This is a genomic window from Chryseobacterium luteum (assembly GCF_000737785.1).
Lineage (GTDB): Bacteria > Bacteroidota > Bacteroidia > Flavobacteriales > Weeksellaceae > Chryseobacterium > Chryseobacterium luteum.
In genome coordinates, this window is the sequence record NZ_JPRO01000024.1 from 31786 (window position 1) to 47534 (window position 15749).

Annotated in this window: 16 protein-coding genes; 7 read left to right on the forward strand and 9 right to left on the reverse strand. The window is 39.7% G+C overall.

Going from position 1 to position 15749, the window contains the following annotated elements:
• Nucleotides 1-94 precede the first annotated feature (94 nt).
• On the forward strand, nucleotides 95-3580 hold the full coding sequence (locus IX38_RS19195) for a glycosyltransferase family 117 protein (protein WP_034707566.1): 3486 nt from the start codon (nucleotides 95-97) through the stop codon (nucleotides 3578-3580).
• 415 nt (nucleotides 3581-3995) lie between these two features.
• Here IX38_RS19195 and IX38_RS19200 read toward each other — a convergent pair whose 3' ends face one another.
• Nucleotides 3996-4373 (reverse strand): VOC family protein, encoded by a 378-nt coding sequence (locus tag IX38_RS19200; RefSeq protein ID WP_034707568.1) that lies wholly within the window; start codon nucleotides 4371-4373, stop codon nucleotides 3996-3998.
• Between the two features lie 222 nt (nucleotides 4374-4595).
• On the opposite strand from IX38_RS19200, the gene IX38_RS19205 reads away from it, so the two are divergent.
• Complete coding sequence (locus IX38_RS19205; protein WP_034707569.1) at nucleotides 4596-5363, forward strand: hypothetical protein; 768 nt, start codon at nucleotides 4596-4598, stop codon at nucleotides 5361-5363.
• Between the two features lie 37 nt (nucleotides 5364-5400).
• On the opposite strand, the gene IX38_RS19210 is transcribed toward IX38_RS19205, so the two are convergent.
• Together IX38_RS19210 and IX38_RS19215 are read right to left on the reverse strand one after the other, a co-directional pair.
• On the reverse strand, nucleotides 5401-6561 hold the full coding sequence (locus IX38_RS19210; RefSeq protein WP_034707572.1) for an FAD-dependent oxidoreductase: 1161 nt from the start codon (nucleotides 6559-6561) through the stop codon (nucleotides 5401-5403).
• A 25-nt stretch (nucleotides 6562-6586) separates the two neighbouring features.
• Nucleotides 6587-7342: a helix-turn-helix domain-containing protein gene (locus tag IX38_RS19215; protein WP_034707573.1), complete on the reverse strand. Its 756-nt coding sequence runs from the start codon at nucleotides 7340-7342 to the stop codon at nucleotides 6587-6589.
• Between the two features lie 235 nt (nucleotides 7343-7577).
• On the opposite strand from IX38_RS19215, the gene IX38_RS19220 reads away from it, so the two are divergent.
• The gene (locus tag IX38_RS19220; RefSeq protein WP_034707624.1) at nucleotides 7578-7940 is read left to right on the forward strand and encodes a hypothetical protein; all 363 of its coding nucleotides are present in this window, start codon (nucleotides 7578-7580) and stop codon (nucleotides 7938-7940) included.
• A 19-nt stretch (nucleotides 7941-7959) separates the two neighbouring features.
• On the opposite strand, the gene IX38_RS19225 is transcribed toward IX38_RS19220, so the two are convergent.
• Nucleotides 7960-8823: a DUF1932 domain-containing protein gene (locus tag IX38_RS19225; protein ID WP_034707575.1), complete on the reverse strand. Its 864-nt coding sequence runs from the start codon at nucleotides 8821-8823 to the stop codon at nucleotides 7960-7962.
• 166 nt (nucleotides 8824-8989) lie between these two features.
• Between IX38_RS19225 and IX38_RS19230 the strand changes: the two genes are divergently transcribed.
• Together IX38_RS19230 and IX38_RS19235 are read left to right on the forward strand one after the other, a co-directional pair.
• The gene (locus IX38_RS19230; RefSeq protein WP_034707577.1) at nucleotides 8990-9571 is read left to right on the forward strand and encodes a Crp/Fnr family transcriptional regulator; all 582 of its coding nucleotides are present in this window, start codon (nucleotides 8990-8992) and stop codon (nucleotides 9569-9571) included.
• Between the two features lie 63 nt (nucleotides 9572-9634).
• Nucleotides 9635-10570: a ketopantoate reductase family protein gene (locus IX38_RS19235; protein ID WP_034707579.1), complete on the forward strand. Its 936-nt coding sequence runs from the start codon at nucleotides 9635-9637 to the stop codon at nucleotides 10568-10570.
• A gap of 170 nt (nucleotides 10571-10740) precedes the next feature.
• Here IX38_RS19235 and IX38_RS19240 read toward each other — a convergent pair whose 3' ends face one another.
• The 4 genes from IX38_RS19240 to IX38_RS19255 all read right to left on the reverse strand — a co-directional run bounded on the left by IX38_RS19240 (nucleotide 10741) and on the right by IX38_RS19255 (nucleotide 12983).
• Nucleotides 10741-11088, reverse strand: coding sequence for a 4Fe-4S dicluster domain-containing protein (locus IX38_RS19240; RefSeq protein ID WP_034707580.1), 348 nt, complete (start codon nucleotides 11086-11088; stop codon nucleotides 10741-10743).
• 189 nt (nucleotides 11089-11277) lie between these two features.
• Nucleotides 11278-11832, reverse strand: a complete 555-nt coding sequence (locus IX38_RS19245; protein ID WP_034707581.1) for an NADPH-dependent FMN reductase — start codon at nucleotides 11830-11832, stop codon at nucleotides 11278-11280.
• Nucleotides 11833-11834: 2 nt separating this feature from the next.
• Complete coding sequence (locus IX38_RS19250; protein ID WP_034707582.1) at nucleotides 11835-12335, reverse strand: DUF2480 family protein; 501 nt, start codon at nucleotides 12333-12335, stop codon at nucleotides 11835-11837.
• Between the two features lie 21 nt (nucleotides 12336-12356).
• Nucleotides 12357-12983 carry a superoxide dismutase gene (locus tag IX38_RS19255; protein ID WP_034707583.1) on the reverse strand — a complete coding sequence of 209 codons (627 nt, stop codon included), beginning with the start codon at nucleotides 12981-12983 and terminating at the stop codon, nucleotides 12357-12359.
• 192 nt (nucleotides 12984-13175) lie between these two features.
• Here IX38_RS19255 and IX38_RS19260 point away from each other — a divergent pair, with 192 nt between their 5' ends.
• Nucleotides 13176-13796 (forward strand): helix-turn-helix transcriptional regulator, encoded by a 621-nt coding sequence (locus IX38_RS19260; protein WP_034707584.1) that lies wholly within the window; start codon nucleotides 13176-13178, stop codon nucleotides 13794-13796.
• A gap of 117 nt (nucleotides 13797-13913) precedes the next feature.
• Here the strand turns inward: IX38_RS19260 and IX38_RS19265 are convergent, their stop codons facing one another.
• On the reverse strand, nucleotides 13914-14540 hold the full coding sequence (locus IX38_RS19265) for an RNA polymerase sigma factor (RefSeq protein ID WP_034707585.1): 627 nt from the start codon (nucleotides 14538-14540) through the stop codon (nucleotides 13914-13916).
• A gap of 242 nt (nucleotides 14541-14782) precedes the next feature.
• Between IX38_RS19265 and IX38_RS19270 the strand changes: the two genes are divergently transcribed.
• Nucleotides 14783-15730 (forward strand): FecR family protein, encoded by a 948-nt coding sequence (locus IX38_RS19270; protein ID WP_228378005.1) that lies wholly within the window; start codon nucleotides 14783-14785, stop codon nucleotides 15728-15730.
• The last annotated feature ends 19 nt before the right edge of the window (nucleotides 15731-15749 follow it).

Genomic DNA, 15749 nt, shown 5'->3' on the forward strand with positions numbered 1-15749 from the left:
TATTTATTCTGATTGGAATTAATAATTTTTTTAATAACCATGTAATAATTCCCCGGTGTGGGTTGTCTTACTATGTATTGAAATTACATAGTATATGAAAAACTGGTCTTTTAAAAGATGGAACACCGTTTTAGGATGGGTGATCTTCACTATCGCACTGATTACCTATTTCTCTACCATGGAACATTCCCTGAGTTTCTGGGATTGTGGCGAGTATATTTCCTCAGCGGTAAAACTTGAAGTAACGCATGCTCCCGGAGCCGCCTTGTTTCAGATTGTAGGAGCTGTGGCCAGTATATTTGCGTTGGGAAATGAACAGAATTATGCCATCGTGATCAATGCGATGTCTTCACTCTTCAGCGCATTTACCATTTTATTTCTGTTCTGGACAATTACCCATTTTGTCAGAAGACTTTTGAATAAAGACTTTGATGAAATTACAAAGCACCAGGAAATCTCCATTCTTTTTGCAGGAGCTGTAGGAGCACTATGCTTTACATTCTCGGACACATTCTGGTTTTCTGCGGTAGAAGGAGAGGTGTATGCCATGGCTTCCATGTTTACGGCACTGCTTGTCTGGCTCATCACCAAATGGGAAAACGAATACCTGGCGAAAGACAGCGAAAGGTGGATCATCCTTATTTTCTTCATATTAGGACTTTCCATTGGAGTTCATATGATGTGTATGCTTGCAGTACCGGCCGTATGTCTGGTATATTATGCAAAAAATTACAAATTTACCTGGAAAAGCTTTATCTGGGCCAACGCGATTACACTGGGAATCCTGATCATTGTTTTCAAAATTATTTTCCCATTGATCATGACAATGTTCGGAAGACTGGAAATATTCTTTGTAAACGGACTTGGACTTCCTTTCCACTCAGGAACGATTGCTGCATTTATTCTCATGGCTGCAATGTCTTATTTCATGATTAAATATGCAAGGAAAGCCAAAAAGAACGTTTTTCAGACTGTAGCCTTATCTGTTGTATATATGATCATAGGTTTTTCATGCTGGATGGTGATTCCTGTCAGAGCAAATGCTAATCCTCCGATGAACCTGAACGATCCTGACACAGCTATTGGTATGCTGGATTACTATAACAGAGAACAATACGGTGACTGGCCAACCATTTACGGCCAAAACTATACCGCCTTCCTTGATGCGAACGGAATTGAGAAGAATGAAGACGGAAGTTTCAAGACCAAAAAAACAGGTGAGATCTACGAAAAGGATGAAAAAACCGGAACGTACAGAAAAACCGGGGACAGGTTCAATTATGTTTTCAATAAGTCTCAAATCAGCCTGATGCCAAGGATGTTCAACCAGGATAAGGATGTCATGGCGAACTATATCTCCATGTACGGCGCTCCTGATTTTACCTTCAATTATGCTAACGAAGATGTGGCAGACAATCCCCAGGCAAAACAGATTTTTGATGAACTGAGAGGGAAGTATGAAGACAAAACCATCACGGCAGCAGACTACCTGAAAGTGAAACCCTACAACCTGATCAATGTTCAGAAGCCTTCTCTGGCCCAGAATATGGATTATTTCATTACGTTTCAGAATGGATATTATTTCGTAAGATACCTGATGTGGAACTTCGTGGGAAGACAGAACGACCTTGAAGGAAACATGGAAAACACAAAAGGAAACTGGATCTCCGGGATTCCTTTTATAGACAATGCTTTACTTGGAAACCAGGATAAAATGCCGGCGAAATTCAAGAATGAAAGTACGGTAAAATTCTTCTTTTTACCATTGATTTTAGGACTAATCGGTTTCTTTTTCCAGTTGAACAGGGATTTTGGAAGATTCTATGCACTGCTTTCATTATTTGTTTTAACAGGTGTCGGAATTATCTTCTATACAGGGGTGAAACCTTTTGAGCCGAGAGAAAGAGACTATGCTATGGTAGGTTCCTTCTATGCATTTGCAATCTGGATAGGAATGGGAGCCGGGGCTATTTTATGGTTCGTGCAGTCTAAAATAAAATCCAATGGAGCTAATATTGCTTTAGGGGTGGTTTTATTGGGAGTACCTTTTATGATGGGCTTCCAGAATTATACTCCGCACGACCGCAGCAAAAAATCAGCAGCGCGCGACTATGCCTATTCATTCCTGAAATCACTGTCTAAAGATGATATTATTTTTATTTATGGTGACAACGATACTTTCCCTGTATGGGCGATCCAGGAGACTGAGAGGTTCCGTGATGATGTAAAAACCGTCAATTTCACCCTGTTGGCTACACCGTGGTATATTGATCAGGTAAAGAGAAAAACATACAATGCAACTGGAATTCCCACTCAATTGACCCATGAAGATTACAGGGATGGAGTGAATGATCAGATCTATATGATGAAAAAGGAAGACTGGCAAGGCGTTTTCTCTATGTTGAAAGAACAGGGTGTTCCTGACACCCATTTTGGGGCATTTAGAAAATACCTTACACAGGATTCGCTGACGCTGAAGGAAGCCGTAAGTTTTCTGAAGTTCAAATCTCCTGAAAAAGATGAGCTTCTGAAAATGTATTTTGGAGAAGAAAAATATGCTGAATACAATATCCTTCCGGTAAACAAATTCATTCTTCCGGTAAACAAAGAAAATGCTTTAAAAGCAGGAATTATTACCCAGTCAGACCTTCCTAATGTAGTTAATCAGATCATGATCACCTACAAAGGAAACACGCTTTATAAAAACAACCTGATGATGATGGATATGCTTGCGAATTTCGACTGGAAGAGACCTATTAATTTCTCATCAGGAGGGATCTACGACAGCGAAAACATCTTTTATCTTAATGAATACCTTCAGTTTGAAGGGTTCAGCTACAAATTGGTTCCTATCCATACCGTTCAGAACGCAGATGGAGATATGGGAAGAGTAGATACCCATTCTTTATATAATGTAGTGAAAAACTTCAGATGGGGGAATTTTAAAGACCTGAGTATCCATTATGATGAAGCAGCGACCTCCAATATTATGGGTTACAGAATGACTGCCGGCAGGGCAGCTTCGGCACTGGCATTAAGCGGACAGCAAGCTAAAGCCATGGAAATACTGGATATTGCTTCCAAAGAAATTCCTGCTGAAAAATACAATGATCCACGTTCACTAAGCGCTATGGTAACCGGGTATATCATTGCAGGACAGGAGAAAAAAGGACTTCAGCTGGCAGAAATACTTAAAAAGGGAATCTTTGAAGAGTATGATTATTATATGAGCCTTTCCCCTTCATTTCAAAAGCAGGCAACCAGGCAGATGAGGGTGAAGCCAATGGAATATTCACTTGTGGTATCCGCTGTTACAGACGCTTATAAGAAATTAGGTCAGGATGATAAAGCCTATGCTTACCTTGTAAAATCTATAGAGCCGATTGATAAAAAGTTCAACGCTTTCATTAAAGAGCTTCAGCAGATGGGGAAAGAAAAAGCCATAAAGGAGTCTGAAAATGTACAGAAAATTGCCCCTTTCTATCAATATTTATTTGATGTGATGCAGCCTTTCGATTCCACCTATTCAAAAGAGAAGGAAGACCAGATCACCAGGGCAATGATTAAAGTAACCCAATAGGTATTTTTTTAATAAGGAAATATCGAAAAGCGAAAATGGATCAGATTGATTCCTTCTTTGCATCCTTCGTATAAATTAAATCTGTTTAAACTTATATTTTATACAGTTGGCCAATCAAAAAGGAGCAAATTATAGTATAAAAGACATTTTCAGGCGCAAAGATTTTATCTGAGATAAAATTTCTCACTTTTTATTATAGCGTTTTTGCTGGAAATCTTTGATTTCCCTGCGCCTTAAAACATCCATACGTTTAAAAAACTTTGCGCCTTTGCGATTTTCCAACAAAGAAATTTAAACAAATTGAGCCTTTACATTAAGAAAATCCACAAAAGATTCAAAAAAAGAAAAGTCCGGAACTCCGGACTTTTTGTATTTTCTGTAGGATCGATTTCCCAGATTGAAACATAAATGAAGGCTAATCAATTGGCTCCCACAGTTGAATCTTGTTTCCTTCAAGATCCAGGATATGCAGGAATTTTCCGTAATCATAGGTTTCAATAGTGTCCAGAATCGTAACGTTTTCCTTTTTCAATTCCTCTGCCAGCGCTTCCAGATTTTCCACTCTGTAATTGATCATAAAATCTTTTGCAGAAGGTTCAAAATAGTTTGTGGTTTCCGAAAAAGGAGCCCACTGGGTAATTCCTTTTTTGGTCGTATCTTCACTGTCACGCCATTCAAAACTGGTTCCGTAAGGGCTTGTTTCAAGGCCGAGATGAGTTTTGTACCAATCGTTCATAGCGTCCGGATCTTTTGATTTGAAAAGGATACCTCCGATTCCTGTTACTTTTTTCATGTCTGTTTTTTAATCGTTAAAATGTTGAGTCTGGCCGGAAAGCTCATTGATGCTTTCCATGATTTCAAATATATGCAAAACTTTTTACCGGAATATTCTTTTGATTTAAAATGGATAAGGTGCTTACTCGCTGACTGAATAGCAAAAACAAAATGTCTCAGAAAAAGAAACAAAAAATAATAGAGGGAATTTCTTACATTTGAGTTTTAACCTATCAGTCCTATGAGAAATATAAACCGTATACTGAATTTGAAATGGTTGTTTTTCCTTCCCCTTCTTATGATTACCGGATGTTCAAAAGAAGAAAAAAAGCAGGAACCCACTGAAAAGAGTACCACGAATGTTACCTCAGTCACCGGATCTGAAAAGACCGAACCGGAAGTTGAAACTAAAAAAAAACCTTCTGACTTTATCCCGGAAAGCTATAAAATTTTCAGCCAATCTTCCGGAGATTTGAATAAGGATGGGGTAGAGGACTGTATTCTTATCATCAAAAAAGTAGATCCCGGTAATATCATCACCGATGAATCCCGTGGAAAACTGGACCGTAACCGCCGTGGCCTGATCATTCTCTTTAAGAAAAATGACGGGTATGAGCTGGCCTCCAAAAACTACAGATGCTTCTCCTCAGAAAACGAAGAGGGCGGTGCTTACTATGCCCCCGAGCTGGAGGTTTATGCTGAAAAGGAAAAGTTATACATACATTATGCCCATGGCAGATATGGCTACTGGATCTACACCTTCAGATATGGAAAATCGGATTTTGAACTTATTGGTTATGATGACAGTTCCAATACCGGCCCGAGGGTGAACAGTACAACCAGCATTAATTTTTTAACCCGAAAACAGCTGGATAGAACAAACGTCAATGAAGATGCAGAAAGTGGTGACGAAGTATTTAAAGATACCTGGAAAAAATTAAAAACAACAAAGCTGATGACTCTTTCAGAGATCAAAGACTTTGATGAGCTGGAAGTCTCCAATTTTTAGAAATGCCCGGAAAAAAGGATTTATTTTTTATTTGATTTTAATGGCTGGTGAAAAATTCCAGCATGTTATCCAGTGCCTTTTCGGAATGCATCTTGTCACCGTTTTCCAGGGATTCTTTTGTGGCTTCAGCAGCTCTTTTGCGCATCTGAATTTCATAGTGGCTGATGGCTTCCTTCAGAGTAGTGAAGCGGTCCGATGTCAGACATTCACTCAGTTCCAAAGCGTCCAGCATTGCCATATTGGCTCCTTCTCCCGCAAACGGCGGCATGACATGGGCAGCATCGCCAAGCAGGATGAGATTGGGCTTCGTTTCCCATGACTGATCCAAAGGCATGGAATAAATAGGACGTGGAATGAAAGGCACGGAAGCATTTTCAAAAAGTTCGTACCAGATGCTGCCCCATTCAGCATATTCTTTTTTGAACCATTTCAGCATTTCTTTTTGATCAGAAAAATCAAGACCGCTTTCTGCTGCCCAGTTTTCATTAGCCCTGAAGCTGGCATAAAATCCAAGATCACCGTTTCCTTTCTGGCCCAAAAGCAGATTTTTATTGTTTCCGAAAGCCATTATTTTACCGTCTTTTATCAGCGCTTTGATGTGGGGAGCCGTTTTCTCTGCATGATATACATTGCCTTCCAGCATTAAAATACCTGAATAAACCGGTTTCAGATCTGTAAGATAAGGCCGGATCCTGGAATTGGCCCCGTCAGCAGCAATCACAAGATCTGCATAAGCAGAAAGTCCATTTTTAAAATGCAGCAGCCAGCCTTCATTTTGGGCTTCCATTGAAATAAAATGACGGTCCCAAACAACCGTTTCAGGTTTTAAAGAATCCAGAAGCATATTTCTTAACGGACCACGGTCTATTTCCGGGCGGAAATCTTCATTCCCGAAATCTTCATCACGTTTTGTTTCGTGGTCGGTGAATAGTATTTCTGCGTGTTCATTCACGATCAGCATTTTATCTGCTCCGGGACGGTAATTCTTTTTAAATTCATCCAGAAGATCAGCATTTCTAAGAGCATCCATTCCGGATCCTTCGTGCATGTCAAGCGGAGAACCCTGAACCCGTGCATTTTTATTAAGATCTCTTTCATATACTTTTACCTGAGCATTTTTAAGCTGTAAAAGTCTTGCCAGCGTCAGTCCTCCAGGACCTCCGCCTACAATGGCGATTGATTTATTTTCTATTAACATTTTAATTAATTTTACTGATGCAAAATTATTTTTGTTTCAATACGGATAATAGTATAAATCGGTCATTTTTGTTTTTGGATAGCTCCTTTGGGGCTACCCCTGAAAATTTTTTGATTTCTTTGATGAAATGCGTCTGATCTGCAAAATTGAGTTCCGGAAACAGCTTGCCTTCCGCAATATGTCCTAAAGAAGCCCTGAAGCGCAGAATATTGCAATAGGCTTTTAAAGAAAGTCCGAACTGCTGATTGAAATAGCGGTTGATCTGCCTGCTGCTCCAGCCTGTTTTTTCTGACAGCTCTTTCACGCTCATTTCGCCATTTGAGGAGTAGATGAGGTCGAAAAGTTTACGTTTCCTTTCATCAACAGATCCTGGTAACAATTTTGTTATTTTTTCCGTTACCTTTTCAGTAAATATCTCAAGATTTTTAAGGTCATGATCAGTCAGATCCCAAAAGTCGTCAGCAAGATTCTTTCCGCTGTTGAGCAGATCTGCGATGGAAGTATGGAGGATATATTCAACGGCAAGGGGCCGAAAACTGACTGCAAAAGCGATGGTTTCAGGCGGAATACTTCTCTGTTCCGGTTCTGTCTCCAATCCGATAAGAAAAACCTGGAAGGGGCCGGATCCGGATCTCATAAAAAATAAATCCACCCTTCCGTCAGGCAGAATAACAGCTTCTTTTGCTTCATCTGCCGGATTATGAAACATGCCGATGTTTTCTACGAAGCTGTCCAATGATTGATCTGGCTTGATAAATTTACAGTAGAAGTCGTTGTCCATAGAAATGTACTTTTGCTATGATTTTATTTGAAAAAATTAAATTACAAAAATTGAAATTAAGTGATCCATTTTAATTTAATCTTATGTAACCTTTACCATGTGAATAATTTGGATTTAAAATGGTGAAAAAATATCCAAATAACGAATGATTTATTATCAATCACAATTATGAAATTCCGGTCGGATGATCCCTGTAAAAGTATTATATTGGTCAATTAATAATCAGCAAAATCTCATGAGCTATACTATCCAGTTATTCAGCATTAAAACAAAAGAAAAGCAGCAGTCGGCCGATGATGACAGCTTTTTTGACCGCGAAGAAAATCTTGTTCCATTAACGGAGGAGCAGATTACGGGATTAAAAGAGCGTCTTTCAAAGTATGAATACGAGCTGGTAAGAGAAGATGATGCCGGACTTCATTTCAGTCATCCCGATGAAGATTTTGGCACAGCCTTACTTACCGGAAAGGGACTGTATTTCAATGCAGGGCTGAGTGAAAGCTCTGTTTTTGAAGTGGGAATGACCGCTTCCGAATTCACCGATACCAGAGAGTTTGCAAAATATGATCCGCAAAACGACGGCTGGGAAGAATTTTAGCCTTAAGTAAAAGATATATTTACTGCAGTTTTTTAAAATACTGTAACGTTTCTATTACCCCTTCAGGTTTTTCATTTTCAAAAATACCGGACTTTGAAACTCTTTCAAATGTTGTAGCGGTTCCGCAAGCGATGATATTAGGGAGATTTTCACTTTTCAGCATTTCGGACAGGCCTTTCATTTCATCGATTCGTCTCAGAATATGCTGTGGATAGGTAGGAGTGGTTTTCGCAAGGTCCTGATAGGTGCCGGGAAGAAACTCCTCAAGGCTTTCATTCAGTTCATCCAGGATTCCGAAATGAGCAGCTGCGGTCATGGTTTCAAAAAATAAAGCATTCATTCCTTTATTCACCATAGAAAATAACAGTTTGTAAGCCGATGCAGCCTCTGTTTTTTCACCGGCATCTTTTATTTTAAAAACGGAAGCCAGCAGATTAATAAACAGATGTCTGTAAATACCGCTCACCACAATAACAGCATGATCAGGAACATCTCCGGAGGCTCCCATCACCGCTCCGTTGACGAACGGGCTATTTATGGATGAAAATAGTTTCTCAATAGTGGAGGCAAGGGCAGGAGTATTGGAATTTAAATCTACATACAGAGGTCGGTTTGACGTTTTTTTCAGACAGGAAATAATACTTTCCGCCATTTTAAGGCTGCCTTCCGGGCTGGTAAGAGAAAGGATAACATCGGCCTGCTCAACCGTGTCCTGGAGCGCGCGGGTATCAATAATTCCCGAATCTTTTATATTCCGTAATGTCCGCTCCGATCTTCCTTCTCCTGCAGTGATCACTTTAAAATCATGGTTTATAAGGGCTTTTGCTATTTGGGTTCCCATATCTCCCGGGAACAGAACGGCAATGACGGGCTGAGTTTTCAATACAGATAATTTTTGAAATGATGAATAATTTGAAAATACAAATCTCTTTAATTTTTTTAAGTTATTGCAAACATTGTGTCGATGCGGGTTATTGATGAAACCGATTAATAAAGGAACTATTCCGGATTTTGCTTAATTTTGAATTCTTACTGAAGTGTTTACTATAATGAATAAGTCCCCGATTAATAATTATTTCCATTCTTTATTTGACATCAAAGAAGAAGTGGTTGAAAAAATCACAGAGACATTCAGTCACTTTGACCTAAAGGCAAATGAGGTTTTGCTGAATAAAGATGAGGTTAGTACCAAGACGTTTTTCCTGGAAAAAGGGTATGTACGCTCTTTTATTCTGAATGAGGACAATGAAGAGATCACCACCAATATTTATGCAGCGCCCTGCTTTGTCAATGACTTTCTATCCTTCTTCAGACAGCAGCCTGCAAAGGAAACCTACCAGACCATTACCGCCTGTTCTTTTTGGGAAACCGGGTTAGAAAATGTACAGCATAACTTTCATAATATCCCGGAATTCAGAGAATTCAGCAGGCTTCTTTTTGTCCTTAATTATTACAGCATTCATGACAGACTGATAGAAATGGCCAGCCAGAAGGCTTCTACACGGTATTTTAACCTGATGAAAAAAGATCCTGATATTTTCCGGTTCGTTCCTCTAAAGATCATTGCGTCTTACCTGGGAATTAAAGACAGTTCATTGAGCCGCATCAGGAGAGGAATCAATAAAATATAATTTCTTTTCATTTGTCAAGTGGTATTTCAAAATTTGGGACTCATCTTTGTTAAAAATAAATAGATGAGCAAGAAACATATTGTGGTACTTGGACTTGGTGGAGTAGGCGGCTATTTCGGATTTAAAATAAACCGGGAAAATGAAATCTCCAAAAAATATAAGATTAGTTTTGTGGCAAGAGGAGAAACCTATCAAAAGATAAAAGAAAACGGATTAGTTCTTCTCTCGCCCGAACATTCTGTAAACCAAACCTTTCCCGATGCTGTTGAACAGCATATCAGTGATGTGAAAAATCCGGATCTTGTCCTGATCTGTGTAAAAGAATACGATCTTGAAAATGTTTGCAGGCAGCTGAAGGAAATCATCAGCAAAGACACAGTATTACTTCCTATGATGAACGGAGCCGATATATATGAAAGAATAAGGAAAATAATTCCCGGGAATATCATTCTTCCGACCTGCATTTATGTTGCTTCCCACATCAAAGAGAAAGGGATGGTGGAGCATAAAGGAAAAGCCGGAAAGATGATTGTTGGAAGGGATCCTGAACATTTTTCTGCTGATGTGGACTGGATCGTGGATGTATTAAAAGAAAGTAAAATTGACTTCGATTTTAAAGATGATTCACTGGCAGATATCTGGACGAAATATATTTTCATTGCCAGTTTCGGGCTGGTGACGGCTAAATATAATTCTTCCATCGGAGCAGTATGTACGGATGAAAACCAGAGAACAGAAGCTTCTGAAATCATGCAGGAAATTAAAAGGATTGCCGACAAAAAAAGAATTATTCTGGATGAAGACATTATTCAGAAAACATTTGAAAAAGCGGCTACATTTCCTTTTGAAACTCCAACATCTTTGCAGCTTGACATCAATTCCGGAAAAGAAAATAACGAACTCGAATTATTGGCAGGCGCCGTTCTAAATTTCGGGAAAGAAATGGATATAGAAACTCCTTTTACCCGGAAGATTTATAGCGAGGTAAAAGCAATATAGATTTTGGCTAAAGCCGGCGGAAAAATTTTACAGGCAGGGCGGGTTAAAACCCGCCTCTTTTGATTTTCATCCATGACTGGTAAAACTCTCGCGGACTTACTCATTATTCAAATCACAGTTTGTGATTATTGGTGTGAAAAATTGGTGTTATCCGTGTTTAAGCTAAGACTCTAGTGATGCAGGAACTCTTGCCGTTTGAATAAGGTTTCATCACTTTCACGATGCTCAGGATCATCTACGCAGCAATCTACCGGGCAGACCGTTTTACACTGCGGTTCATCATGGAATCCCTTACATTCCGTACATTTTCCCGGTACAATATAATAAATGTCATCCGCATAAGCCTGTTGGTAGGCCTCCGCATTGGTTTCCGTACCATCCGGGAAAATTACCTTTCCCGAAAGTTTTGTTTTATCCTGCCACCGCCAGTCAGCAGCACCTTCATAGATGGCTGAATTAGGACATTCAGGTTCGCAGGCTCCGCAGTTGATGCAGTCGTCGGTTATTGTAATAGCCATAATAAATTCAGATTTTACAAAATTGCTTTAAAAAAAAGGATTTCCTTCACATTTAGTTTCGGAAATCCCTCTGTCTAAACATAACTTAAATGAAAAAAACAATTGGCTGCAAGCATTGATCAGGTCAGTTCGTGGTTATTTCCGTCCGTACCTTTTACTTGATTCTAATTTCGTTCTTCTTGTTTGTTATTATATTCTTTCTATCCTTTTTGTGGTAGCAATGCTGATCAGTTTGTCAAATTTATCAGAATAGAGAGCTGATATATTTGTTGGATCCTCCTGATCAAATAATGCCGGCCTGACAATCGGTATGCTGAAAGGAAGAGGCCATGCCCGCAGAGATTTGGCAACTGCGTCCATCGTATTGATGCCCTGCATAGCCTGCAGACCATCTGCCCAGCAAACCAGCCCCACCGTTTTATCCGTAAGATAAGGCTGATAATGACTGGCTGTAACTTCAAGCCAGTCCAGGCAGTTTTTCATTACTCCCGGAATGCTCCCGTGATAAAGCGGGGCGAGCCAGAAATGGACATCAGCTTCCAAAAACAGCTGTGTCATACGTTCTACAGCCAATGGTTTTTTAGTCAGTGATAAATCAAAAAGCGGAATTCCTGAATCTGCCAGTGTAAAAATCTCCGTCTGCAAACCTGATTTTTCCAGTCTTTCCAAGAAATATTGGGAAATCCGTCCGGAAGTGGATTCGGACCCTCTTTCCAGAGAGCCGTTAAATATAATTGCTTTCATTGTTAATTTTTAAAAATTACTTTCGGCAGGCCTATTTCACCATACATCAGGGTTTTGACAAAAGGTTTCAGAAGTCCGGCTGCTAATAAATACAGGGAAGGATCATAATCTGTCCCTGCCCGTACCACAACTTTCTGATTTCTGTAGGATTTCAGGTCGGCATACATAAGGCGGCGTTTCCAGAGGTCCAGCAGGATGGTTTCTGCATTGTTTAAATCTGCATAAACAGTATACGGAGACAATTTTTCCATTAACATCATCAGTGCCCACGGGGGAATAATGGCATCCGTAGAACAAACGATCGCTACAGCTTTTTCGTTGTATACAGAAAAATCTACAGCAGTAATTGACTCTTTAAATTCCTTCTCCTTTACGATCATTCCCATGAAAAGATGGTCTTTGATATCCAGCTCCACAATTTCTACCGTCGGTTTATATTTTAAAAGATCAAAGGCAATGATTCCGGAAGTTTCTGCTTTGTTGATAAGAATTTTCTGATCCATAATTAACCTGTTAGACGTGTTTTATTTGATCTTTGACAAAGCTTCTTCGTATTTCTTTTCTACGGCTGACCAATCTAAAACAGACCAGAAAGAATCAAGATAATCTGCTCTTTTGTTCTGGTAAGCTAAATAATAGGCATGTTCCCACACATCAATCCCAAGAATCGGAAACCCTCTGTTCACGGACTGGATATCCATCATCGGATTATCCTGGTTTGGAGTGGAAGCGACAGCCAGTGAACCGCTGAATTTTACAAATAGCCATACCCATCCGGATCCGAACTGTCCGAGACCTGCTTTTTTCATTTCAGCTTTAAAAGTTTCAAGGTTTCCAAAAGTAGTGTTGATGGCTTCTGCCAGCTTTCCTTCAGGATTTAGTCTGGGCTGTGGGGAAAGGATCTCCCAAAACAGAGAGTGGTTAAAATGTCCGCCTCCATTATTTCTTACCGCAGGGCTGTATTCGCTGATCCTTTGAAGGATTGAATCCAGGTCATCAGAAGTTTCGTCAGAGGTCTTCAATGCTGCATTCAGGTTGTCCACATAAGCCTGATGGTGGCGCTGGTGGTGAATGGTCATGGTTTCTTTATCTATAAACGGTTCCAGTGCATCGTAAGCATAAGGAAGCTGGGGAAGTGTAAATGTGCTCATTGTTTTATTTTTTTGATTAATGTGTTTCAAAGGTAATCATATATTTTAATAAAACAACTTTATTGTTGTTTTATTAACTTTGTTGATTTTAGTGTAATTATTTGATTATGATTTATTTAATGTTTAAAATTGAAGATTATAGAAAATGACTATATTTGTTGTTGCAAAATAAAACAACTTAAATATTGTCAAATGAAGAAACCGGCAGTCGACCGTATCCTTATGTTCTTAAAAATGAGAGGCGAGGCCACATCGCTTTTGATTTCTAAAGAACTCTCCATAACAAAAGAAGGGGCGCGCAAGCATTTACTGAACCTTGCTGAAGAAGGACTCATCCGATCTGTCGCAAAAAGTGAAGGAGTGGGGAGGCCATCTACCTATTATACCCTTACAGAAAAAGGATTGTCACAGTTTCCCGATTCCCATGCTGATGTAACGGTCCAGATTCTCCGGTCTGTAAAAAACCTTTTAGGAGAAAATGCACTGGATCTGCTGATTAATGACAGGGAAAAAAATACTTACGGGAGATATGAAAAAGCCCTGATAAAAGCAGAATCTCTCGAGGAACGTTTAGAAGTGCTGGTGCAGGTCCGCAGCGAAGAAGGCTACATGGCAGAATGGACAAAAGAAGGCAATGATTATTTCCTCATAGAAAATCACTGCCCGATCTGTGCCGCCGCTGCCGAATGCCAGGGATTCTGCCGTGCCGAACTGTCCAATTTCCGTAACCTCATCGGCAAAAATTATCAGGTAGAAAGGGTAAGCCACATTCTGTCCGGCGGTCAGCGGTGTGTATATAAAATTAGTGGGTGATTCCTTATAAAGTTTCTGTTGTTAGGGCGGGCTTCAGCCCGCTTTCAAAATATCCGCAAAGCTCTGGCTTTAGCCAAAATCTAAATGATCGGATCCAGTTCCTTTCCGGTATCAGTTTCAGTACTTCGTCAGTATTTCCATCAGCATCAGTATAGATATCAGTTTCTTAGAAGACTGGTATTCCGGGTTCAGTTGATCCCTTATTTCCCCTAAAGCTTTACTTAGCTTATTACTTACCGTTTTACTGCTGATTCCCAATGCTTCTGCCGTTTCATGAACAGACATATTTCTCCTGATCCTCATATCGTACACACTTTGCTCGGTAGAAGGAAGCCTTGAAACAACCTCATCAATCATAGTTAATAAAGCAGAGATCTCATTTTCCTCAATAATTTCAAAATATTCCGTATCCGATATATCCATTTCCCCGGTAGGATCAAACTCATCAATACTAATGGTGGATGGTATCTTTTTAGAGCTGTTGTAATGATCGATGATCCGGTAATGAAGATAGCGGAGCAGGTAGCCTTTTGCGCTTTCTGACTCATCCGTCTGTATGGAAGCGGTGTCTTCCAGTATTTTTATCCAGAGGTTCTGCAGCAGTTCTTCAGACATCTCCTTATCCCTCGTCCTCATAAAAACAAAACGGTAAAGACTGTCCCAATACCGCTCATAAAGCAGCATGAATGCAGGACGGTCGCCTGATTTTATTTCCTTTAGTATCGTATAGTCTGTAGGCTTCATATCGTTGATGCAAAATTACCTAAAGGAAAATTAACTTTTTATGAACTTTAGGTACTCCAAAATTAATTATTTCTGAAAAATATCCCCGAAATGTGAATCAAATGTTGAGAAAATATCAAAACAGATTAAAATTGTTAGCAAGCTGGTTGTAATGTGAATACAATATTAAGAGCCGCCTGGGGAAGTTTTCCATTTTCACAGTCTTATAGGTAGAAGTATCTGTGAATACCATGAAATATTTTATGAAAAACCAAAAATACAGGAATACGGAAGCATTTGTTTTTAAGCTCTGGCAGAGGGAAGTTTCCGGAGAGAAGATCTCAGAAAAAGAAGCTGAAATTTTAAACCAATGGAAAATCCTTACAGAAAAAGATCTTGATAAGATCCACATGGAAGAATCTAAAGACAGAGTTTTGTCGGCGCTGGAACTTTACTTTATCAAACCGGTAAAAACCGCTCCAATATATCCATTAAAAAAATACGCTTATACAGCTGCCGCTGCAATCATAATATTGTTGTCATTAGGAGGAATTCTTACCTATAATACTTTCTTTAAACCTGCTACATATACTGCCGATTCCGGAATCAGGAAAGTCTATCTGGCAGACGGTTCCGTAGTGACCTTATTGAAAGGTGCAGAACTTACGGTAGACCAGTCTTTTCCAGCTTCTACGAGGATGGTGGATCTGAAAGGGGATGCTATATTTTCTGTGGCAAAATCAAAAAAACACCCTTTCATTGTCCATGCAGATGGTTTCAGTACCAAAGTATTGGGAACCGTTTTTAAAATTTCACAGTCCGGGAAAGATAAATCCGTACAGCTTTACGAAGGAAAAGTGGCAGTATCCTATGCCGGGACCCCTGTTTCTTATCTGAAGCCCAACCAGAAATGGACGAATTTCGGGATCGCTCATACCGCTGCAGTGATTTCACTTGCAACAGAAAAGAAATCCGGAAAACAGAAAGCTGAGCTACTGTCATTAAGCTTTAATGATGTCTCCTTCAAAGAAGTGGCAGATGTGATGCAGACTAACTATAAGATCAGGATCCTGTATCCGAAAGAAACAGCTGACAAGAGGATCACGGCAGACTTCACAGGAGGAACAGCCGATGAAAATATGGAAGCGCTGGCCTTCATCCTGGGACTTGATGTACATAGAGAAGATCATATCTACACCCTGAAGAAATAAAACCACCCTGGAAAACTAA

Coding starts and splice junctions, on each gene's coding strand:
- IX38_RS19195 (WP_034707566.1), top strand. CDS start 95: ATGAAAAACTGGTCTTTTAAAAGATGGAACACCGTTTTAGGATGGGTG.
- IX38_RS19200 (WP_034707568.1), bottom strand. CDS start 4,373: ATGAAAAAAGTAACAGGAATCGGAGGTATCCTTTTCAAATCAAAAGAT.
- IX38_RS19205 (WP_034707569.1), top strand. CDS start 4,596: ATGAGAAATATAAACCGTATACTGAATTTGAAATGGTTGTTTTTCCTT.
- IX38_RS19210 (WP_034707572.1), bottom strand. CDS start 6,561: ATGTTAATAGAAAATAAATCAATCGCCATTGTAGGCGGAGGTCCTGGA.
- IX38_RS19215 (WP_034707573.1), bottom strand. CDS start 7,342: ATGGACAACGACTTCTACTGTAAATTTATCAAGCCAGATCAATCATTG.
- IX38_RS19220 (WP_034707624.1), top strand. CDS start 7,578: ATGAGCTATACTATCCAGTTATTCAGCATTAAAACAAAAGAAAAGCAG.
- IX38_RS19230 (WP_034707577.1), top strand. CDS start 8,990: ATGAATAAGTCCCCGATTAATAATTATTTCCATTCTTTATTTGACATC.
- IX38_RS19235 (WP_034707579.1), top strand. CDS start 9,635: ATGAGCAAGAAACATATTGTGGTACTTGGACTTGGTGGAGTAGGCGGC.
- IX38_RS19240 (WP_034707580.1), bottom strand. CDS start 11,088: ATGGCTATTACAATAACCGACGACTGCATCAACTGCGGAGCCTGCGAA.
- IX38_RS19245 (WP_034707581.1), bottom strand. CDS start 11,832: ATGAAAGCAATTATATTTAACGGCTCTCTGGAAAGAGGGTCCGAATCC.
- IX38_RS19250 (WP_034707582.1), bottom strand. CDS start 12,335: ATGGATCAGAAAATTCTTATCAACAAAGCAGAAACTTCCGGAATCATT.
- IX38_RS19255 (WP_034707583.1), bottom strand. CDS start 12,983: ATGAGCACATTTACACTTCCCCAGCTTCCTTATGCTTACGATGCACTG.
- IX38_RS19260 (WP_034707584.1), top strand. CDS start 13,176: ATGAAGAAACCGGCAGTCGACCGTATCCTTATGTTCTTAAAAATGAGA.
- IX38_RS19265 (WP_034707585.1), bottom strand. CDS start 14,540: ATGAAGCCTACAGACTATACGATACTAAAGGAAATAAAATCAGGCGAC.
- IX38_RS19270 (WP_228378005.1), top strand. CDS start 14,783: ATGAAAAACCAAAAATACAGGAATACGGAAGCATTTGTTTTTAAGCTC.